The organism is Streptomyces sp. NPDC002884 (assembly GCF_040295245.1).
In the GTDB taxonomy this organism is placed as follows: Bacteria; Actinomycetota; Actinomycetes; order Streptomycetales; family Streptomycetaceae; genus Streptomyces.
Genome location: NZ_JBEOVB010000030.1, coordinates 61,171 through 81,179, shown reverse-complemented (window position 1 = coordinate 81,179; position 20,009 = coordinate 61,171). Strand labels below are relative to the sequence as shown.

General features: G+C 69.6%; 17 protein-coding genes. 8 read left to right on the top strand and 9 right to left on the bottom strand.

The annotated features are described in order from the left end of the window. Window positions 1-184 precede the first annotated feature (184 nt). Both ABT070_RS36765 and ABT070_RS36760 read right to left on the bottom strand, forming a co-directional pair. Window positions 185-1,192 (bottom strand): formylglycine-generating enzyme family protein, encoded by a 1,008-nt coding sequence (locus ABT070_RS36765; RefSeq protein WP_351767245.1) that lies wholly within the window; start codon window positions 1,190-1,192, stop codon window positions 185-187. 318 nt (window positions 1,193-1,510) lie between these two features. Next, entirely contained in the window at window positions 1,511-1,936 is a 426-nt protein-coding gene (locus ABT070_RS36760; RefSeq protein WP_351767244.1) for a MarR family winged helix-turn-helix transcriptional regulator, read from the bottom strand. Between the two features lie 332 nt (window positions 1,937-2,268). Here ABT070_RS36760 and ABT070_RS36755 point away from each other — a divergent pair, with 332 nt between their 5' ends. The 4 genes from ABT070_RS36755 (at window position 2,269) to ABT070_RS36740 (ending at window position 7,249) form a co-directional block, all read left to right on the top strand. Beyond that, window positions 2,269-4,497, top strand: a complete 2,229-nt coding sequence (locus ABT070_RS36755; RefSeq protein ID WP_351767243.1) for an MMPL family transporter — start codon at window positions 2,269-2,271, stop codon at window positions 4,495-4,497. A 101-nt stretch (window positions 4,498-4,598) separates the two neighbouring features. Further along, the gene (locus ABT070_RS36750; protein WP_351767242.1) at window positions 4,599-5,042 is read left to right on the top strand and encodes a DoxX family protein; all 444 of its coding nucleotides are present in this window, start codon (window positions 4,599-4,601) and stop codon (window positions 5,040-5,042) included. A gap of 268 nt (window positions 5,043-5,310) precedes the next feature. Further along, window positions 5,311-6,510 (top strand): sensor histidine kinase, encoded by a 1,200-nt coding sequence (locus tag ABT070_RS36745; protein WP_351767241.1) that lies wholly within the window; start codon window positions 5,311-5,313, stop codon window positions 6,508-6,510. 40 nt (window positions 6,511-6,550) lie between these two features. Further along, on the top strand, window positions 6,551-7,249 hold the full coding sequence (locus ABT070_RS36740; protein WP_351767240.1) for a response regulator transcription factor: 699 nt from the start codon (window positions 6,551-6,553) through the stop codon (window positions 7,247-7,249). A gap of 48 nt (window positions 7,250-7,297) precedes the next feature. Here ABT070_RS36740 and ABT070_RS36735 read toward each other — a convergent pair whose 3' ends face one another. Beyond that, a complete protein-coding gene (locus ABT070_RS36735; RefSeq protein WP_351767239.1) occupies window positions 7,298-7,873 on the bottom strand; it encodes a TetR/AcrR family transcriptional regulator in 576 nt (191 codons plus the stop codon). Window positions 7,874-8,153: 280 nt separating this feature from the next. Here ABT070_RS36735 and ABT070_RS36730 point away from each other — a divergent pair, with 280 nt between their 5' ends. After that, window positions 8,154-9,074 (top strand): oxidoreductase, encoded by a 921-nt coding sequence (locus ABT070_RS36730; RefSeq protein ID WP_351767238.1) that lies wholly within the window; start codon window positions 8,154-8,156, stop codon window positions 9,072-9,074. A gap of 63 nt (window positions 9,075-9,137) precedes the next feature. Here the strand turns inward: ABT070_RS36730 and ABT070_RS36725 are convergent, their stop codons facing one another. Further along, window positions 9,138-9,851 (bottom strand): helix-turn-helix transcriptional regulator, encoded by a 714-nt coding sequence (locus tag ABT070_RS36725; RefSeq protein WP_351767237.1) that lies wholly within the window; start codon window positions 9,849-9,851, stop codon window positions 9,138-9,140. A gap of 320 nt (window positions 9,852-10,171) precedes the next feature. Here ABT070_RS36725 and ABT070_RS36720 point away from each other — a divergent pair, with 320 nt between their 5' ends. Beyond that, on the top strand, window positions 10,172-10,474 hold the full coding sequence (locus tag ABT070_RS36720) for an SCO4225 family membrane protein (RefSeq protein WP_351767236.1): 303 nt from the start codon (window positions 10,172-10,174) through the stop codon (window positions 10,472-10,474). A 51-nt stretch (window positions 10,475-10,525) separates the two neighbouring features. On the opposite strand, the gene ABT070_RS36715 is transcribed toward ABT070_RS36720, so the two are convergent. The 3 genes from ABT070_RS36715 to ABT070_RS36705 all read right to left on the bottom strand — a co-directional run bounded on the left by ABT070_RS36715 (window position 10,526) and on the right by ABT070_RS36705 (window position 12,798). Further along, window positions 10,526-11,086 carry a TetR/AcrR family transcriptional regulator gene (locus ABT070_RS36715; RefSeq protein WP_351767235.1) on the bottom strand — a complete coding sequence of 187 codons (561 nt, stop codon included), beginning with the start codon at window positions 11,084-11,086 and terminating at the stop codon, window positions 10,526-10,528. Window positions 11,087-11,192: 106 nt separating this feature from the next. Beyond that, window positions 11,193-12,602 carry an amidase gene (locus ABT070_RS36710; protein WP_351767234.1) on the bottom strand — a complete coding sequence of 470 codons (1,410 nt, stop codon included), beginning with the start codon at window positions 12,600-12,602 and terminating at the stop codon, window positions 11,193-11,195. Further along, window positions 12,589-12,798, bottom strand: coding sequence for a hypothetical protein (locus ABT070_RS36705; protein ID WP_351767233.1), 210 nt, complete (start codon window positions 12,796-12,798; stop codon window positions 12,589-12,591). Before ABT070_RS36705 ends, ABT070_RS36710 begins: the two co-directional genes overlap by 14 nt. Window positions 12,799-13,000: 202 nt before the next feature. On the opposite strand from ABT070_RS36705, the gene ABT070_RS36700 reads away from it, so the two are divergent. Together ABT070_RS36700 and ABT070_RS36695 are read left to right on the top strand one after the other, a co-directional pair. Beyond that, window positions 13,001-14,251, top strand: coding sequence for an MFS transporter (locus ABT070_RS36700; RefSeq protein ID WP_351767232.1), 1,251 nt, complete (start codon window positions 13,001-13,003; stop codon window positions 14,249-14,251). Between the two features lie 11 nt (window positions 14,252-14,262). After that, window positions 14,263-15,198 (top strand): MBL fold metallo-hydrolase, encoded by a 936-nt coding sequence (locus ABT070_RS36695; protein WP_351767231.1) that lies wholly within the window; start codon window positions 14,263-14,265, stop codon window positions 15,196-15,198. On the opposite strand, the gene ABT070_RS36690 is transcribed toward ABT070_RS36695, so the two are convergent. Next, window positions 15,159-16,343, bottom strand: a complete 1,185-nt coding sequence (locus tag ABT070_RS36690) for a Clp protease N-terminal domain-containing protein (protein WP_351767230.1) — start codon at window positions 16,341-16,343, stop codon at window positions 15,159-15,161. The two genes, ABT070_RS36695 and ABT070_RS36690, sit on opposite strands and share 40 nt — an antisense overlap. Before the next feature lie 83 nt (window positions 16,344-16,426). After that, window positions 16,427-19,777: a S8 family peptidase gene (locus ABT070_RS36685; protein ID WP_351767229.1), complete on the bottom strand. Its 3,351-nt coding sequence runs from the start codon at window positions 19,775-19,777 to the stop codon at window positions 16,427-16,429. Window positions 19,778-20,009: the final 232 nt, after the last annotated feature.

Below are 20,009 nucleotides of genomic sequence, written 5' to 3'. Positions count from 1 at the left end.
GGGGAACGTCCGCGGCCCGATCTCCGGTCAGGAATTGACCAGGGATCGGGCTGGAGTTGACCGGTGGCTCGTGCGGAGGTTGCCGTGCCGGCCTTCGAGGGCGCAGTCCGGTGCGCCCTGCCTCATCGGGAGAGACACGTTCATGCGGGACAGGCCCAGAGCTCCTCGACCACCAGTGGTCGCTTCAGGAGCGAGGGTCGGCGGCGCATCGGAAGCCGATGTGGTGATGTCCGCCCTGTGGCTCACGGGAGTAGCCGGTGCGGTAGGCGCCGCGCAGTGCGGCGACCTCGTCGTCGTGGGCGCCACCGCGGGTCACGCGTTCCTCTGCGGAGTAGGTGACTTCCTCCCTGCCGTCGTCGGCCTCGTAGGGGTACGGGCGATACAGGGTGCTGGTCCATTCGTACGTGTTCCCGGCCAGGTCATGAATGCCGGAGGGGGTTGCCCCGTCGGGATGGGCGCCCACCGGGGATGTGCCGCCCGAGTCGCGGCCGTACCGGGCTCGACGGTCGTTCGGTTCCTGATCGCCCCACGGATAGGTCCGGCCATTCGCACCCCGGGCCGCGGCTTCCCACTCCGCCTCCGTGGGCAGCCGTGCTCCGCGGTCACGGCAGTAGCTGTAGGCCCCCCACCAAGTCACTTCGGTGGCCGGGTGATCGGCGTACGAGCTCTCGACGTCGAAACTGCCGTTGCTGCGCGTGAGGTGCGAGTTGCCGTCCGCGTCGGCGGGGACGAACAGGTCACGGTCGTCGCTGTCCCGTACGGCGTCCGGTTCGCGGGGCATCCGTGGGTCGGCCGGGACCTGTTGGCCTCCTGCGGCATTGTGCAGCCGGTCCTTGTTGCCGTTCGCCCAGCGTGCGAGGTCCGCGTTGGTCACGGGATAACGGTCGAGACGGAAAGCGTCCAGGTGCACGGTGTGGGCGGGGCGTTCGTCGGCGGGTCCGGCGTCGGCGCCGAGGCGGTAGTCGCCAGTCGGCACGAGGACCGTCCCGAGAGCTCCCGCCGGTGTACGGGTGGCTGCCGGATCGGGTACGCGGCCGCTCACCCCGGACCCTTCGGGCCCGGTCTGGCAGGCGGCCAGCACCGCGACCGCGGTGGCCCCGAGCAGGAGGGCACGCAGTGGCCGTCGGCCACCGTTGCGGTCCGGTCGGCTCGCACCCGAGCCCGAGAGCGAGGTCGGTTCGGCTGGGGTCATGAACGCTCCTGAAATGAGCCGGGGGTCCGACCAACCCTCGCTCCCAGCCCGAACGTCCGCGTCAGCCCCTCGCAGACAACGCCCTCTGCTGCGACCGCAGTACAAGCCGGTGCCTCAAGTGTCTGCAGTTGGAGGACGTGCGACACGGGCGCCCGGGCCAGTCTTGGCGGCATCGGAACACCTTCCCGCTCCTTGGAGACACTCATGTACGCCCTCATGTCTGACCAGGAAAGAGGACGCCGCCCGCCCGCCGCGAGCGCCGCGATCTCAGCAACCGCGCGCCATGGGAGCCGGGTTGGCGACGCGACGCACTCGCTCTCACTTTCCTGCGGCGAGCGCCTTCGACAACAGAGTCTGGAGGGCGGTGCGTTCGTCGGTGTCTAGTGCACTCAGCGACGGCGTGGCATGGGCTCGCTCCAGCAGCCGGTCCCTAACCGCGCGGCCCGCCTCAGTCGCCACCAGCGTGCGTACACGGCCATCCTTCGGGTGCGGCTGGCGCTGGGCCAGCCCCTTCTCCTCCAGTTTGGCGCACATCAGGGTCACGTTGGAGGGATCGCAGTGCAGCCGCACGGCAAGCCTGCGCAGCGGGACGGGGTCGGCCTGCGCGTCGGCGTACCACAGAAGGTTGGCCAGCGGTTCGGTGATGTCCAGCTCCTGCAGCAGGTCACTCATGTGTTCCCTGATGAGCTGGGACAGGGTGGCGACCTGGTGGGCGAGAACGGCCGTGTCGGCTTGCGAAGGCATGTCCATAGAGTATCGCTTGACAAACTCATTGAGTAGCTCAAAGAATAACCTTGAGTCATTCAATAAAAGAAAGGCCCTCCGGGCCCCGGCCCGGCCGCGTCGTGCGGTACACCCGCCTCGACGCTTTCCGTCCGGTCGACAACTCGGCCGATGCCAACATCTCAGCCGCCGCCGGTCGGCGGCGCCGGAGCACTCTCCGGCATCCGTCCGAAATGCGCCAGCTCTCCCCTTGGTCTCCCCCGGTCACCGCGTGATCAGCGCCCCGTCCGCGGCCGGTACCCCCTGGCCGCGACCCCGTACGCCCTTCTTCGTTTCATGTCTTGGAGTTCTTCATGGCTGTCCTGCTCTACCAACTCGGCCGGTGGTCGTTCCGGCGACGACGTCTTGTGCTGCTGATGTGGCTCGTCCTCCTGGCAGCGGGTGTGGCGGGAGCCGTCACCCTGTCCGGTCCCACCTCGGAAGCCCAGCGGATCCCCGGCCTGGAGGCCCAGCGCGCACTGGACCAGTTGGAGGAGAAGTTCCCGCAGGCGGCAGCCGACGGCGCCACGGCTCGCGTGGTGTTCGCCGCCCCTGACGGCTCGACGCTCGCCGACCCGGCCAACCGGCAGGTCCTCGACCGAACGGTGGCCTCACTCGCCGACGGACCGCAGGTCGTCGGCGCGCAGGACCCGTTCGACGCGGGCACCGTCAGCCCCGACAAGGCGATCGCCTTCAGCGAGGTGACATACAAGGTCCCCGGGGAGGAGGTGAGCACGGGCTCCCACGACGCCCTGCTGAAGGCCGCCGACGAAGCCCGCGAAGCGGGGCTGACCGTCGAGATCGGCGGGGACGCCATGGAGGGCGAGGAGCCCGGCGGCTTCACTGAGATCATCGGTGTCGCCATCGCCGCCCTGGTCCTGCTCATCACCTTCCGGTCCATGCTGATGGCGGGCCTGCCGCTGGCCACCGCGCTGATCGGCGTGGGTATCGGGCTGACCGGCATCATGACACTGACCGGGTTCGTCGAACTCTCCCCTGCGACCGAGACCCTGTCCCTGATGATCGGCCTGGCGGTCGCGATCGACTACGCGCTGCTCGTGGTCTCCCGCTATCGCAATGAACTCACCGAGGACTCCGACCGCGAGGAGGCGACGGGCCGCGCCATGGGCACCGCCGGGTCCGCGGTCGTGTTCGCGGGGCTCACCGTCATCATCGCCCTGGCCGGACTCTCCGTGGTCGGCGTTCCGTTCCTCACACAGATGGGCCTGGGTGCCGCAGCCACCGTCGCGGTCGCCGTCCTGATCGCGATCACCCTGCTCCCCGCACTCCTCGGCTTCGCCAGCCGCCGTGTCACCCCGCACAGCGCGGAAGGGAAGGAACAAAGGGAAGGGGAGAGCGCGACCATGGGACGCCGATGGGTGACCCTGGTGACGCGCCGCCCGGTGGCCGTACTCATCGTGGCGACCCTGGGGCTGGGAGTCGCCGCGCTGCCCGCTCTCGACCTGCGCCTCGGGCTGCCCGACGACGGCATGGCCTCTCGGGAGACCACTCAGCGCAAGGCGTACGACCTGGTGAGCGACGGGTTCGGGGCGGGATTCAACGGACCGCTGGTCATCGTGGTCAGCACGGAGTCGGGCGCCGACCCGAAGACCGCGGCACAGCAAGTGAGCGAAGACGTCAAGACACTGCCAGACGTGAAGAACGTCTCCCCTGCCAACGTCAACCCGGCAGGCGACACCGCCCTGTTGCAGGTCGTTCCCGACGGCGGCCCCAATGCCCAGTCCACCACCGACCTGGTCAAGGCCATCCGCGACCAGGGTCAGGACCTGCGCGCCTCGACCGGGGCGACGATCGCCGTCACCGGCCTGACCGCGCTCAACATCGACATGTCCGACCGGCTGCAGAGTGCGCTGATCCCCTACCTCGCGGTCGTCGTGGGCCTGGCGATGCTGCTCCTGATGCTGGTGTTCCGCTCGGTGCTCGTCCCCGTCAAGGCCGTCCTGGGATTCCTCCTCACCGTCGCCGCGACCTTCGGTGCCGTCGTGGCGGTCTTCCAGTGGGGTTGGCTCGCCGGACTGCTGGGGGTCGCCCAGACCGGGCCGATCGTCAGCATGATGCCGGTCTTCCTGATCGGCATCGTCTTCGGCCTCGCCATGGACTACCAGGTGTTCCTGGTGGCCCGGATGCGGGAGGAGTACGTGCACGGCGCCGGGCCGACCGAGGCCGTCGTCTCCGGCTTCACCCACGGCGCGCGCGTGGTCACGGCTGCCGCCGCGATCATGATCAGCGTCTTCCTCGGCTTCGTGATGTCGGCCGACGCCATGGTCAAGATGATGGGCTTCGCCCTCGCCGTCGGCGTCCTCGTGGACGCGTACATCGTCCGTATGACTCTCGTACCAGCTGTGCTCACCCTCCTGGGGCGCTCCGCCTGGTGGCTGCCCGACTGGCTGGAGCGGCTCCTGCCGGACGTCGACATCGAGGGCGGCAAGCTGCGCGGGCGACTCGGCGCGGACCGGCCGGAGCTTGCACACGCCGACACCGGCTCGACTTCTGACCCGACCTCCGGCCTGACCAAGGTCTGACCGTCCGACCCACCGGTGACCCGGTCGTCCGTTCCGGTCACCACGCATCCCGACAGCCGTACCGGCGCTCGCAGTTCAGCGCCCTCACCCGAGGTGACTCCATGAACCAGCACATCAGCTCCCACCGACCGCCCACCGCGACCTCCCGGCCCGCGCACATCACGGCCTGGGTCATGCAGGCCCTGCTCGCGGCCGTCTTCCTGTTCAGCGGCGTCACGAAGTGGCTCGGCGGCGAGCAGACCCGCCAGACCTTCGAGGAGGTGGGAGCCGGCCAATGGCTGCGGTACGTCACCGGCGCCGTCGAGATCGCCGGAGGTGTCGGTCTGCTCGTCCCCTTTCTCGCCGCGCTCGCCGCACTCGCCCTCTCCGGCGTCATGGTCGGAGCGGCAGTGAGCGAGACGGTCCTCGTCGACGACGGAAACCCGGTGATTCCCCTCGCAGTCCTCGCCCTGTGCGGCGTCCTGGCTTGGCTGCGCCGCGGCAGCCTGAGCGAGTACACCGCCCGGCTCGGCCGGCCGAACGCCGCGCGCACTCCCGTCGGCTGACCCGTCCGTGGGCGGTGCCACTCGCCCGTCCACCGAAGGACCCCGGTCGGCTCCGCCGCAGCGCAGTCGCGCTGCGGCGGAGCCGCTGCCGTGCCCGCTCGCCGTATGTCGATATCCCGCCCCGTCCCGAGCCGCCGACCCGGCCGACATGAGGTGCCCTGTGACCCGCATGCGAACCTTCCTCAAGGGACCCCGCCGCCCGACGCACGACACCCCGGCCGCCAGGACCACGTCCCAACCGCCTGCTCCTGAACGGCAGCCAGGAGTAGTGGACTTCGCGGGAGCCGCCTTCGACAGGCTGCGTCTGCTTGCCTGGCGGCAGCCCGGCGTACTCGACGCCCTCGCCGCCGCGGCGCTCTATCTCCCGCTTGCCCTCTCCCCCGACGACTACCAGCCGGCACCGACCAAGAGCCTGCCTGCGCTGCTCATGCTCGCGCTCGCCTGTGCCGCGCTCGCCGTCCGCCGCCGGTGGCCCCTGCACACCCTTGCCGTCACCTCGGTCATCGCCATGATCGCCGTCGCGTGCGGCTCCGGCCTGGAGACCTTCGTCGCCCCCGTGGTGTTCGCCGTCTACACCGTCGCCGTCCGCACAGACCGGCGTACCGTCTGGGCCTGCGCCGTCCCCGTCGCCGTCGTACTGGCCGCGGTGGCCGTCCTGTTCAGCCCTGAACAGTCGGACCCCAGGGATCCGCTGGGGCGGTTCGGCTGGATCGGCATGGCGGCCGCGGTGGGCGACGCCGTTCGCAGCCACCGGGCCTACATCGCCGCGATCAAGGAACGCGCCGAACGCGCCGAACGCACCCGCGAGGAGGAGGCACGCCGCCGGGTGGCGGAGGAGCGTCTGCACATCGCCCGCGAACTGCACGACGTCGTCGCCCACCACATCGCTGTCATAAACCTGCAGGCAGGGGTCGCCGAGCACCTGCTGTCGACCCGCCCCGCCACCGCGACGGAGGCGCTCGGAGAGGTCCGTAAAGCCAGCCGTACCGCACTGAAGGAGCTGGGCGGACTGCTGGGCGTCCTGCGCTCACAGGATGACGGCCGACCACCGATCGAGCCCGCACCCGGTATGGCCCAACTGCCGCAGCTGATCGGCACCTACCGTTCCGCCGGGCTCCAGGTGCACTGGACACCGGCCGACGACATACCCGCGCTCCCCGCCACCACAGACCTCGTCGCCTACCGTCTGATTCAGGAAGCGCTCACCAACGCCCACCGTCACGGCACCGGAACGGCCGAGCTCACCGTGGCGCGCACCCGCACAGCGCTGACCCTGGACATCGCCAACCCCACCCCGCTCAGGCCCACCCTCCCGGAACGCGGTGGCACCGGCCTCGGCCTGATCGGCATGCGCGAACGCGCTCACGCGGTCGGCGGCACCCTTCGCACCGGCCTCGACGACGACCAGCGCTTCCACGTCCACGCCGCCCTCCCGCTGACCGGTCTCACCGGCGGCACAGACGCATGACCACCCCGCCCCGTCCCTCTCGACCTCCCGGGAAGCAACCATGACCACCCGCATCCTGATCGCCGACAACCAGGCACTCATCCGCGCGGGTCTGCGCTCGCTCATCGAGTCCGACCCCGAACTGGAAGTCGTGGGCGAGGCGTCCACCGGCCGGGAGGCCCTGCGCCTGGTCCGGGCCACCCGCGCAGACGTCGTCCTGATGGACATCCGGATGCCCGACATGGACGGGCTGGAGGCCACGCGTGCCATCAGCGCGGATGAGGACCTCGCCGGTGTCAAGGTCCTCATCCTGACCACCTTCGAAGTCGACCACTACGTCCTGGAGGCGCTGCGGGCCGGCGCCGGCGGATTCCTCGGCAAGGGGGCCGGCCCCAGGGAACTGATCGAAGGCATCCGGACCATCGCGCGCGGCGACGCCCTGCTGTCCGCCACCGCCACGCGGGGTCTCATCGCCCGGCTCCTGTCACAACCCGAGACCGAGCAGCTCGCGACGCCCGAGCAATTGGCCACCCTCACTCCGCGCGAGGCCGAAGTACTGACCCTGGTCGCCGCAGGCCTCAGCAACGACGACATCGCCGCCCGCCTGTTCGTCGCCACCGTCACGGTCAAGACACATGTGAACCGGACCATGGCGAAGCTCCACGTGAGAGACCGGGCACAGCTCGTCGTGATCGCGTACCAGAGCGGCCTGGTGGGAGCACCCACTCCTCCGGCGAGGCACCACCCCACCACGCCATGACGGCGGATCCTCGCGGCCACGCGGACTACGCCGGGGCGACAGCGTTGATCAGAGGCGATGCGCACGCCCCCGACTGGTGAGTCCCGGCAGAGTCAAGGTCAGCCACCGGGCCCGCGCCTCGGGCGACCGGTCGGAGGGTGCGGTTGAAAGGAGCAGGTAGAAGTCCTCGACCGTGACATCCGGGTGAAGGTCCCCGGAGCTTTGCGCCGCAGTGATCAGTGTGGCCAGCGCGGCACGCGCCCTGGCCTCCTCCGCCGTGTCGGTCGAGGCGGCGCCTAGGGCCTGAGCGGCTGTCTTGACCACTCGGTCCCTGGCGGACGCCTCCACCGTCCGGCCGAGAAAGGCCTCGACCTCCCGCATGGCACTGGCCCCGGACTCCACCCGCTCCTGGGCGGCCTCCGCGTCGTCCGCCACCTCTCCGATGCTCTCGGCGATCACGGCGCCCACCAGGTCGGTCTTGGTGGGGAAATGACGGTAGAGCGTCCCCACGGCCACCGCTGCCGCCGCGGCGATCTCGTCCATGCCGACGCCGGGCCCGTGCAGGGTGATCTGGTCCCTGGCTGCGAGAAGGATCTTCTTGCGGTTGCGGACGGCATCGGCTCGCGGCGCTCGGGCCTGTGTCATGAACCCTCCAAGGGGCGCTTGCGAAAAGATGAATCATGGTTCATGATAAAAATGAACCAAAGTTCACCTTACCCTGCAGGCCGGTCACCGGGGTAGCGCGTGGGCACCTTCAGCGGCTCGGTCGGTACGCCGACCGCCTGAAGGGACGATCTCATGCCACAGCCGACCAGTGGCGGACACGCCCCACCGACGTGGGCATCCGCCGGCAGCTGAGCAGCGATGCCGACACACACCCAACCACCACCCCGCCCCATCGTCACGACCACGGAAGAGATACCTCATGCACCAGCGCACAGCGTGGACACCGGGAAACATGCCGAGCCAGACCGGACGCAACGTCGTTGTCACGGGAGGGAGTTCAGGACTCGGCCTAGCCATCGCGACCGCCCTTGCCGAGCACGGGGCGCACGTCGTCCTCGCCGTGCGCGACGCCGAGCGCGGAGCCCGGGCCGCCGACCGGATCACCACCGACACGCCCGCCGCCTCCGTGGAGGTACAGCTCCTGGACCTCTCCTCCCTCGCGTCCGTCCACGAGGCGGCGCGGGACATCACCGCCAGGCATTCCACCATCGACCTGCTGATCAACAACGCCGGTGTCATGTGGACACCGCTGACCCGCACAAGCGACGGCTTCGAGCTACAGATGGGCACCAACCACCTGGCTCATTTCGCCCTGACCGGCCTCCTCCTGCCCCACCTTCTGGCCACCGCCGACTCACGGATCGTCACGATCAGCAGCAACAGCCACCGGGGCGGTCACATCGCGTTCGAGGACCTCAACTCGCACCAGTCGTACGACCGGCAGGCCGCCTACTCCCAGTCCAAGCTGGCCAACCTCCTCTTCACCTACGAACTGCACCGCAGGCTCACCGACGCGGGTGCTCCCACCTCGGCCCTGGCCGCACATCCCGGCGGCGCATCCACCGGTCTGACCCGCAACGCGCCTGCGCACATGCGGCTCCTCAACACCGTCCTCGGGCCACTGCTGACCCACAGCGCGGAACGCGGCGCACTGCCAGCGCTGCGCGCCGCCACGGATCCGAACGCTCTCGGCGGTGAGTACTACGGCCCGAAAGGCCCCGGCGAGATGCGCGGAGACCCCCGTCGCACCGACTCCCACCCGCGCTCGCACGACGTCGAGGCCCAGCGACGGCTGTGGACGCTCTCGGAGGAGCTGACAGGCGTCCGCTATTCCGTCTGAAGCCTGCCGTCCCCTAGGGGAGCGGCGTCGGCCACCGCCGCACGGTCGGCGCCGGGCAGGCGTTCAGAGGTGTCCGGCACGGAAGCCGTAGGCCACGGCGTGGGGGCGATTGTGCAGGCCGAGGCGCTCGGTGAGCCCTTGGACCACGTTGCGGACGGTGCGCTGCGAGCAGGACAGCTGTGCGGCGATCTGCTCGGTGTTGAGGCCGTCCGCGATGAGCCGCAGCACGTCCAGCTCCCGCTCGGACGGACGGTCGGGGCCGGCGGCCCCGGCAGCGGGCGCCTGTACCCTCGACCCGCCCGAGCCGGGCGCACGCCGGGCCAGTCGGCCGATCACCTGGCTCAGCAGGCTCCGAGGCAGGTCCACGTCGTCGCGGGAGGCCGCTTCAACAGCCCGCCACAGCCGCTGTGCGGTGGCCTCGTGCCGATGAACGATGACCTTCACTCCGTTCGCGACCACGGTGGGCAGCTCGTCGTCCCGGAGTGCGGTCACCACGAGTGCCGCCCGTAGACCGTCCCGGCTCAGCTCCTGCAACGTGAGCAGAGTCGGCGTATCGAGCGCATCGGCCACCACGAGTCCGACCACGGTGTGGTCAGTGTGCTGCGGCCCCGTGCGGAACGCCGGAGTCTGTTGTGCGCCCGTGATGATCACGGCCGCGGCCCTGTCTCCGAGCAGGGTCATCGCGCCGGCCCGGCTGATGGGATCCGGCGCGTGGACGACGATCCTGATCCGGTCCACGCCGGAGACATCAGCCGAAGCGCTGTTCGGTTGTTCCACGGTGCTCCTGGGCCCGTTCGGCCCGGTTTCCCTCGTGCGAGTACCGGGCGCCATCGTGAAGTGTTCTGAGCATGCCGGGGCCGCCAGCCCTCCCGACAGATCAAGAGATGTCCAAACGCCGGTCACGTTCCGCGCGTGCGACGTCCGGTACGGCCGACGTGCCTGCGCCACCCCGCCCCGACCAGCGGGTGTGCCGCAAGCGGCAGCCTCCCTGCCTCCGTTTCCAGTCAGGGATGAGCACAACTACTCATGCCCCGACACAGCAGTCGCGGACAAGCTGGGACCGCAAGCAAGTGGTCAACGGGTGAAAAGAGAGAGTCATGTCGAACAACAAGCTGGTCGGCGCCATCGCGGGAAACCGGTACTCGATCGGGTACCTCGTCGTGAGCGCCGTCCTGCTGCTCTGGGCCGTGGGTGACGCGACGCTGGTGGATCACGCGGACGGGTCCTTCGCCGCGGTGATCCCGCTGCTCGCCACAGCCCCGGTCAGCATGGCGGCCCTCGCCCTGCCCGACGGTTGGACGGCCGGCCTCTTCGTCGCAAGCGCCGTCGGCGCCGTCGTCAACGCGTGGCTCATCGGCAAGGTGGTGGGTGCCAAGCGCCGCAGCACGGTCAGCGCGTGAAACCCATTGCCGTGCGGGTGACTTGAGCCGATCCTCGGTTTTCCGAGGGCCTCAGGGCCGGTCCAGGGCGTTGTCGACGAGTTCACGCGCGTACGCGGCGTCCAGCAGGCTGGGGCGGAACAGGATCCGGTACATCATGGGAGCCACGACACGGTCCATGACCTGCTCCGTTCCCGGCACAGCCTCACCGCGTTCCGACGCCCGGGTCAGCACTATGTCGATCTGGTCGGCGGCGTACTCCGAGCACTGGCCGGCATTGCTGCCGTCCGGGTCGCCGAGGAGCGCGTCGCGGATGTAGGCGCGCCCTGGAGGAGAAGCCATCTCCTCCAGGAACTGCTCCGCCCATACGCCGAGATCGTCGCGCAGGTTGCCGAGATCGGCCGGAAGCACCTCAGGGCGCAGTCGTTCGACGGCGACATCGGAGAACAACTCCTGGAGATCGCCCCACCGGCGGTAGATGGTCGACGGCGTCACGCCGGCCCGTGCCGCTACCAGAGGGACCGTCAAGGCCTCGCGCCCCAGTTCGGCCACGAGTTCACGGACTGCCGCATGTACGGACTCCTGCACGCGTGCGCTGCGCCCTCCGGGGCGAACCATGGGCTTGGGGCTCATGAGATCCACCTTAATGCAATTCCATTGCTTCTAGCCGAGCCCTTTCCCGGGCCCGGCGGTCGGCCCGGCCGACCTGTTCGTCGGCCGGGCAGGGCCCATCGCACGCTCAGGCCGCGATCGGGGCGAGCCTTCCCGCGTCGGTGCCCGCCAGTTCGCAGGCGCGGCCCACCCGCAGCACAGTCGCTTCGTGCAGCGGGCGGCCCATCAGCTGCATGCCGATCGGCATGCCCGCGTGATCATGACCGACGGGCAGGGTGAGGGCCGGAACCCCGGTAATGTTGGCCGGCGCGGAGAGACGGACGTAGCTGTCGGAGACGGCTTCCACCGTTCCGTCGGCCCATTCGACGGTCTCCTGCCCCGACTTGGCGGCGGTCATCGGCACCGCGGGAGCCGCGACGACGTCGACCTCGCGGAACATCCGTGTCCAGGCGTCGCGCATCATGGTCCGCGCACGCTGGGCACGGAGATAGTCACCGGCCAGGACGAGTTCACCGGCTTCCAGCAGGATGCGTACGTCCGCCGCGTACAGCTCGGGGACCGAGCGCAGTGTCTGTTCGTGGTAGGCCGTCGCCTCCGGGACCATCAGCCCCCACTGGATCGCCTGCACGTAGCGCGTCAGCGGGATCTCGACCTCGACGACCTCGGCCCCCAGCTTCTGGAGCTGCCCGATGGCCCGGCGAACTGCAGCGTCGACCTCGGGGGAGATCCGCTCGAAGTAGTAGTTGCGCGGGACTCCGACGCGCAGTCCCGTCAGATCCGTGTCGTCGCGGGACAGCTCGCCCCCCGGCCGGCCCTTCGCCGCGCAGTGACTGCTCTCGGCGTGACGCGGGTCTCGCCCCACCAGTGCGTCGAGCACGAGTGCCGCGTCCTCGACGGTGCGGGCGACAGGCCCGACATGGTCCAGGGACCAGGACAGCGAGGTCACGCCGTGTCGGGAGACCAGGCCGTACGTGGGCTTGAGTCCGACCACGCCGTTCAGCGCGGCGGGGACGCGGATCGATCCCCCGGTGTCCGTGCCCAGCGCGAAGGTGGCCTCCCCCGCGGCCACGGCCACGGCGGAACCGCCGCTCGAACCCCCGGCGATACGACTGTGGTCCCACGCGTTGTTGGTCTGGGGTGTCGTCAGCCCGTAGGCGAATTCATGGGTGTGGGTCTTGCCGAGCAGGACCGCGCCGGCCTCGGACAGTCGTGCGGCCACCGCGCTGTCGCCGTCGGCCACATGGTCCGCCCGGACGCGGGAGCTGGCCGTGGTCGGCATCCCCTCGGCGTCGATCAGGTCCTTCAGCGCCATGGGGATGCCGTGCAGCGGACCGCGTGACCGTCCGGCGGCAATCTCCCGCTCGGCCAGCGCCGCCGCGTGACGGGCGCCGTCCGCGGCCACGGTGACGTAGGCCTGGAGCCGCTCCTCCACCGCACCGATGCGGTTCAGGACGGAATCGGTCAGCTCGACGGGCGACAGCTCCTTCGCCTGCACGGCGCGGGCAGCCTCGGCCAGTGACAACTCAAACGGCTGCATCGACGTGCTCCTGTCCAGTGACGTATACGGCCGCCGGCGCGATGTCCCCAAAGTCGAGTTCCCGCAGGGTGGCGATGACGGACTGGATGTACTCGGCAGTGCCTGCCACTGCCTCATGGCGTTCGTCGCTCAGCGGAAGCCCTGCCCGAAGCGCCCATCGGGCTGCTTCCCGGGGGGTGAGTTCGTCGGTGTTCATGAGTGCCCTTTCGGCTCTGTACGTCGTGCCGTGCCGGGCCGTGATCCGACCCCGAGACAACCAAACGCTAACTTTTTGCTTTAGTGGACGTTAGGGCCTACGGTGGCTAAACGCAAACCCATTGCTTTTAGCTCAGGGAAGGAAGCTCATGCAGAGCGCCTCCGCGGGCCCGGCCACGCGACGCACTCCTCTTTCAAGGCGCTTGCCCTTCACGTTGAACGCCTCCGTCCTGATCGCGCTCCTCGCCGCGTCCAGCGCGCCAACCCCGCTCTACGCCCTCTACCAGGACCAGTGGCGGCTCTCCGCCCTGACCGTGACCATCGTCTTCAGCGCGTACGCACTGGCGCTGCTGGTCGCCCTCCTGACCACCGGCGCACTCTCCGATCACATCGGACGACGCCCGGTCCTCATGGGCGCGCTGACCTTGCAGGTCGTATCGATGGGCGTCTTCGTGGCGGCCGACGGCGTGGGAACACTGATCACCGCCCGTGTCCTGCAAGGCCTCGCGACCGGCGCGGCCACCAGTGCCGCGGGCGCCGCCCTGCTCGACCTGGAGAACCCGGCCCGTCCCGGCCGCTCGGCATTGGCCAACAGCGTCTCGCCGGTCGCCGGAATGGCCGCCGGAGTCATGGGCGCCACCCTGCTCGTGCACTTCGCGCCCGGCCCGACGGTCACCGTGTACGTGCTGCTGATGGCCCTCTTCGCCGTGCAGATAGTCGCTCTCGCCTTCACGGACGAAACCGCCCACCCCCACGCCGGGGCACTGCGGTCGATGCGGCCACACCTGGCGCTGCCCGGGGCGGCGGGGCGCGCGCTCATACTCACCGGCGCGGGGGTCGTGGCCGTCTGGGCCCTGGGCGGTTTCTACTCCTCACTGGGCCCGGCCTTCACCCGGCTCATCTCCCCCACCGCTCCCCAGGCGGTCGGCGGCCTGGTGTTCTTCACGCTTACCTTCTGTGCGGCCCTGACCGTGTGGGCGACTCGCTCACTGCGCGCCATCACCGCCGCCGCCTTCGGCTCCCTGGCAGTGATCCCGGCCGTACTGCTGTCGGTGGGCGCCATGCACTTCACCAGCCTGGCCCTGCTCTTCGCCGGCGCCGCGCTGGCCGGGTTCGGCTTCGGGGCCGTGTCCCAGGGCGCCCTGCGCATGGTCCTCGCCCCGGTCCTCGAGAACGAAAGAAGCGGCACGCTCGCTTCCTACTACGTCCTCAGCTACCTGGCGATGAGCCTGCCCGCCATCGGCGCCGGGGTCCTCACCGTGCGCTACGGACTACGAACGGCGGCACACCTGTACGCGGCTGCCGTGACCCTGCTGGCCCTCGCGGCCGTGGGAGCACTCGCCAAAACCCTGCGCAACCGCTCCCGGGAATCACCGGAACCGCTGCAACCAACCCGATCAAGCGGCTGCACAGCCTCTGCGATCACACCTCAGCCCCTCACTCACCACAAGTAAAGGAACACCCGATGCCCACCACACCCCTCCCCCGCACGACCGGCACCACCACCGGCACTGACATCCCGACGTGGACGGTCGGAGACCTCACGATCCACCGCGTCGACGAGGTGCACCTTCCCCCGCAGACCGGTCCCTGGCTGCTGCCCGGAGCCACCCCGGAGGTCGTCGGACAGGTCCCCTGGCTGCAGCCGGACTTCGCGGACGAACAGAGTGTCCTGCGCCTGGCGAGCCACAGTTTCGCAATCGAGGTGAACGGTCTGCGCGTGCTCGTCGACACCGGCATCGGCAATGGCAAGCAGCGCGCCAATCCGGCCTGGGACAACCTGGACAGCGACTTCCTCGAGCGGCTCACGGAGGCCGGCTTCGCCCCAGCGACAGTGGACCTCGTCGTTCTCACCCACCTCCACACCGATCACGTCGGCTGGAACACCCGCGCGCAGGGCTCCGCTTGGGTACCGACCTTCCCGAACGCCCGCTACCTCACAACCCGCACGGAGTGGGACTACTGGGCGGGCGTCGACATGGAGGAGGCCCGGCGTCAGATGTTCCGGGACTCCGTACACCCCATCAGGGACGCGGGCCTGCTCGACCTCGTCGATGTCCCGGACGAGGGTACGGAGATCGCGCCGGGCGTCCGCCTCCTGCCCACCCCGGGCCATACGCCGGGCCAGGTAGCGGTGGAACTGCGCAGCCACGGTGAGACCGCCCTCATCACCGGCGACTGCATCCACCACCCCGTCCAGCTGGTCCACCCCGACCTGGGCAGCTGCGTGGACATCGACCCGACGGCCGCCGCCCGGACCCGGCAGAGCATCCTCGGTTCGCTCTCCGGCACCGAGACACTGCTCCTCGGCAGCCACTTCCCGCCGCCCACCGCAGGCCGTGTCGTCCCCCAGGGCGACACCTACAAGCTGATCCCCGCCGCACCGGACAGCCGTGTGTGAAGCACGGCCAGGTCCGTGCCCTGCTCGCGCAGCAACCGCGTGATCGGCCCTTCGGGGTCCTCGAGCAACGCGCTCAGCAGGTGCACCGTGCCGACCTCGCCGCTACCGGTCTTCGAGGCCGCCAGGCGTGCCCGGGCGACCGTGCGCTCAGCAGCGGCGGTGAAGGGCACGTCACGCGGAACCGGCGCCGCGACGGTTACCTCGGTCCTGGTGGCCGCGGCCAGGGCCGTCGGCCGTACACCGCACGCATACAACAGCTGCGCGCCGGAGTTGGCCGCCGGCTCCGCGGGAAAGGAGAGCCCCGCCACAGTCAGTGATCTGTCCAGGCCCGGCACGGCAAGCAGCAGGTCAACCGGTTCCACCACGTCCCTGCCGCACCGTACGGCCTGACGCTTGGCCTCGCCGCAGATCGCGAGCAGCACCGGTGTTCCGTCACCGGAACTCTTCGAGACCCATGCGGAGACCTTCCGCGTCCACCAGTTGGCGGGTTCCCCGAGCTGTCCCGCCTGCCTCAGCAGTGTCACCATCGCGGATTCCGGCCCGGTGCGGGTCCTCTCCGCCTTGGCCGACGCTCGCAGCGCCGCGGCGGCCCGCCCCAGGTCCACCCCGCGTATCAGCAGAGCTTCCACGGCCCGGCTGTCGGTCATGCTCAGCAGGGACCGGGCCACATGTCGGCACCGCACGCTGCTGGTGCCTTCCTCCTGGCGGGCAAGTCGAAGGGCCCGCGTCAGACACCCGCTCAGCGCTCCGGACGGTACGGGCAGGCGATGCTCACCCTGCGGCTGTGCGCGTGGGTAGCGCCGGGCCGTCTGCCATTGGGCTTCCCTCCAGGTAGCGAGGATCTCGTCCTGGTCCTCGGCGTTCGCGTCCGCGGAGGCATGGTCACCGTCGTCGGGCTGTGCCCAACCTCCGTCCGTGCGCGAGACGATGAGACCGCTCAGCCCGCCGGCGTCGGTCGTGCCGGGGGCGAGCGCGGCGCCGGCGTCGGTGTCACCGCGTACCAGCGCGAAGAGCAGGTGTTCCGTGCCCGCAGTGTGGTCTTCGAAGACGAGGGCACGCCGGACGCTCTGCGTCAGCAGTTCCGTGACATCGGGCGCGAACTCTGTGGTGCTCTCGTCTGCTGCGGGTTTCGGCTGCTTGTGCATCGAAGTGGTCCGTTCGGTTGTGCGAATCGAAACGCGGACTCTCCGGACCCGAGTTCCGAGTCCGGAGAGTCCGTCAGGTGGCCCTACGCCCCGCGGTAGGCGTTGACGATGGTCTGGGTGACGGTGTTGCCCTGTTTGTCGCGCGCGGTGGCACGCAAGGAGATTCCCTTGCCCGCACTGGGATTGCGGACCGTGAAGCCGCCATTCTTGACGGTGGTCTTCCTCCAGGTCTTGCCGCCGTTGTAGGAGACGGAGACCGAGAGCGACTCGAGGTTCTTCCCGGCCCCTGTGCCGCTGACCGCGACCGGGATCCGCATCTTCGCTTTCGCCTTGGCGGTGCTGCGGCTGCTCAGCGCCGGGGTGAAACGCACGACGGACGCAGGGAGCCTCGTGTAGTCGGGAACCTTCGTGGAGGAGAAGGTCCAGGCGGCGGAGACCTTGGTGGAGACGCCCGCCGCCTTGCTACGGGTCAGGGTGGTCGTGAGCCGGTAATCGGCCTTGCCACTCGGGACCGTGAGCAGGCCGCCCTGGACGGCCTGCTGATTGGAAGCGATCTTGACACCGTTGCGGTAGATCGTAGTGACCGCCGTGTCGTACGGGGCCGAGCTGCCTTCGTTGCCCACTCCGTCGGCGACCAGCGGGAGGTAGGCCTGGATGTTGTTGTCGTACCGGAAGATGCCGTAGTCACCGCCGGTCTTGGGGCCGAAGACACCGACATTGAGCTTGCGCTTGTACGACTTGCCCGCCTTGAAGTTCTGGGTGGTGAGCCAGTAGCGGGCCTCGCCCGCTTTCTCCGCGTCCGGGTCGGGAGGCGTACTCCCGTCGTACTGGTAAAGGTTGACGTCCCATTTCACTCCGGCCGTGTTGACGTACACGGTGCGAACGGTCGGCAGCTTCACCTTGACGGCCTTGGGGAATCCAGCAGCGTCTCCGGGGGTCACCGGGGTGAACACCACCTCGCCGTATTTGCCCGCGGCCGGGGCACCGACCGTCGTGGTGACCTCGGCGAGGTCCTTAATTCTGGCGCGCCTGGCGAAACCGTTGGCGAAGGCGGTGGGATTGGAACCGTAGGCGAGGTTGTACTCGGTCGCGGCCCCATGGACCCAACTGCCCTGGAACTGCTGGTGCAGCTCGCCGGCCTTCGTCTTCGGGCCCGAATGGGCGACGCGGAAGCCCTTGAAGTTCTTCAGCTCCCAGCGGCTGTCGGTCGCGGTCTCACCGTCGATGTTGATCGCATAGCTCGCGATGGCGGAGTTCTGGGCGGCCCTGAAGTCAGGGACACCGAGCGAGACCGGCTTGGCGGTCCGGGCGTCCAGGGTGATGACCGTGTCTTTGGTGATGGTGAGGTTCGGCCGGACGATCCAGTCCACTCCTGTCGGTGCCTCGGCACTGCCGGTGTAGATGCTGCTGTTGAGCCCGTAGCGGCCCTTGGGGACACGTACGGTCGCGGTCCCGCTCTCGCCGTACGGCTCCAGGCGGACGCCGAGGTCACCGGCCGGACCGGTGAGGCCGGTCATGCTGGTCTCGTGGGCGAGGGTGGGCCTGCCGTCACGGCCAAGGTGCTTGATGGTCAGCGTGTACTTCTCGATCTCACGTTCCACCGCGGCCGGAGTGCGCACGGTCTGGCCGCCGCCGGTCGCCACGACGTACCCGCTGTAGGAGCCGTCGAGCGTGCCACCCTTGGTGTTCACCGTGAGAGTGGCTGACGCCGTGCCTCCCGCGGGGACCGTCAGTGTCTTCTTGTCGAGGCTGAAGAACCCGGCGGGGGCCGCGTCTCCCTCCGGGCCGATGAAGGAGGGCTTCAGGGTGAAGGTGACGGCCTGGGTGCCGACGTTCGCGTAGGTGACGGTACGGGCTTCCGCCCGGTCGTCGCTGTGCGGCCAGCTCTGGGTGGCGTAGGTGAGCGAGGTGGGTTCGGCGACCACGGTCTGCTCAATGGCGGCGGCCACGTCGACGCGGCCCGATCCCTGCTCGAAGACGGTGAGGTCACCGGGCTCGGTGGACGCGGTCAGCGCGGCTTTGAGCTGTGTACCGGTCCAGTCCGGGTGCTCCTGGGCCAGGATCGCGGCGGCGCCCGCGACATGTGGGGTGGCCATCGACGTACCGGAGATGGTGACGTATCCGGCGGCCGGTGAGGGGCTGTCGGCGGCGATGGAGCTGCCGGGGGCGGCGGCCGCCGCGATGTCGACTCCGGGGGCGGTCAGGTCGGGCTTGATACCGCCGTCCCCGATGCGGGGCCCGCGGCTGGAGAAGTCGGCGAGCTGCTCCTTGGCGTCGACGGCGCCCACGGTGAGTGCCGCGTCCGCGGTGCCCGGGGAGTTGAGTGTGCTGTCGCCGGCCTCGCCGTCGTTGCCCGCCGCGACCACGAAGAGGGTGCCGGTCTGGGCGGACAGCCGGTTGACGGCCTCCTCCACCGGGTCGACGCCTTCGCTGTCGGGGCCGCCGACGCTCATGTTGACGATCTCGGCGCCCTGAGCGACGGCCCATTCCATGCCGGCGATGGTGCTGGAATCACTGCCGTAGCCGTCGTCGCCGAGGATCTTGCCGTCGAGGAGGCGTGCTCCGGAGGCCACCCCCTTATACTTCCCGGCGGACTTGGCGCCGGCGCCCGCGATGGTGGAGGCGACATGGGTGCCGTGACCGACCTTGTCGGCCATGGTCGCCGAGTCGGTGAAGTTCTTCTCGGCGACCTCCTGCCCGGTCAGATCCGGGTGGGTCTGGTCGACACCGGTGTCCAGGACGGCGACCTTGATGCCCCGGCCGTCGTACCCGGCCGCCCAGGCTTTCGGAGCACCGATCTGCGCCACGCTCTTGTCCAGCGCCACCTTGTGGACGGCGTCCAGCCACACCTTGCCGACACCCGCAGCGGCGGTGGTCCGGCCACCGGCCGGGGTGCCGATGAGGGCGTCCCACATCTTCGCGGCGTTCCTCGCGGGTGTGACGAGGGCGTCGGCGTTCAGCCGCTCGAAGGACCGCCGCACCTGTGCGCCACCGATGTCACGGACCGCCGCCCTGGCGGCGGGCCGGCTCCCCCTGTACGCGACGATGAGACCCAGGCCCTTGCGCGCCCGGTCCCTGTACTCGGGTCCGCTCAGCATCGTCACGTCGAAGAGGCGACGGTCGACGATGCCCTTGCTGATCAGCTGTGCCGCGTCGAGGGGAAAGACGAAGGAGTGGCCGTTCGCCCGCTCGACCTTGACCGGTATGTCCTCGCGCCCCTCGGCCGCGTCCACCCGGACGACCGTTCCCTTGCCGTCGACCATGACGGTGTCCCCGGTAACCAGCGTGACGGGTGTCGTCCCACCACCGAGATCGCCGGCAGACCGGACTCCTGAGCCGACTCCCCCGAACTCCGGCTGGCCGGACGCCGATTCGGCCTGGACTAGTACGGCCCCGGCAGCCACCGCGTCGGCGGCGGTCGTCGTGAGCGCCACGGAGCGCAGGGTGTGCCAACGTTCGTACAACTCTCCCCCTTGAAAGACTTTCTGTGTCCCTGGCCGTGCCCTGTCGCAGAGGCCTTGGTGTTCCGACGAGTGCTCCGCGCGGCGGCTATGACTTTGGGAGGTCCCGCCGTTTCGGCGGGGCCTCCCAAAGGGCACGGCTTTCGGGGCCCGACGGGGTCACCGCCGTTGTTTCGAGCGTGCCTTGACGAACTGTGGCCGCCGA

What these genes read in the sequence shown, in the direction of transcription:
- ABT070_RS36695 (WP_351767231.1), top strand. Translation starts at nt 14,263, where the DNA reads ATGCCCACCACACCCCTCCCCCGCACGACCGGCACCACCACCGGCACT.
- ABT070_RS36750 (WP_351767242.1), top strand. Translation starts at nt 4,599, where the DNA reads ATGAACCAGCACATCAGCTCCCACCGACCGCCCACCGCGACCTCCCGG.
- ABT070_RS36710 (WP_351767234.1), bottom strand. Translation starts at nt 12,602, where the DNA reads ATGCAGCCGTTTGAGTTGTCACTGGCCGAGGCTGCCCGCGCCGTGCAG.
- ABT070_RS36720 (WP_351767236.1), top strand. Translation starts at nt 10,172, where the DNA reads ATGTCGAACAACAAGCTGGTCGGCGCCATCGCGGGAAACCGGTACTCG.
- ABT070_RS36740 (WP_351767240.1), top strand. Translation starts at nt 6,551, where the DNA reads ATGACCACCCGCATCCTGATCGCCGACAACCAGGCACTCATCCGCGCG.
- ABT070_RS36765 (WP_351767245.1), bottom strand. Translation starts at nt 1,192, where the DNA reads ATGACCCCAGCCGAACCGACCTCGCTCTCGGGCTCGGGTGCGAGCCGA.
- ABT070_RS36705 (WP_351767233.1), bottom strand. Translation starts at nt 12,798, where the DNA reads ATGAACACCGACGAACTCACCCCCCGGGAAGCAGCCCGATGGGCGCTT.
- ABT070_RS36715 (WP_351767235.1), bottom strand. Translation starts at nt 11,086, where the DNA reads ATGAGCCCCAAGCCCATGGTTCGCCCCGGAGGGCGCAGCGCACGCGTG.
- ABT070_RS36690 (WP_351767230.1), bottom strand. Translation starts at nt 16,343, where the DNA reads ATGCACAAGCAGCCGAAACCCGCAGCAGACGAGAGCACCACAGAGTTC.
- ABT070_RS36755 (WP_351767243.1), top strand. Translation starts at nt 2,269, where the DNA reads ATGGCTGTCCTGCTCTACCAACTCGGCCGGTGGTCGTTCCGGCGACGA.
- ABT070_RS36735 (WP_351767239.1), bottom strand. Translation starts at nt 7,873, where the DNA reads ATGACACAGGCCCGAGCGCCGCGAGCCGATGCCGTCCGCAACCGCAAG.
- ABT070_RS36730 (WP_351767238.1), top strand. Translation starts at nt 8,154, where the DNA reads ATGCACCAGCGCACAGCGTGGACACCGGGAAACATGCCGAGCCAGACC.
- ABT070_RS36760 (WP_351767244.1), bottom strand. Translation starts at nt 1,936, where the DNA reads ATGCCTTCGCAAGCCGACACGGCCGTTCTCGCCCACCAGGTCGCCACC.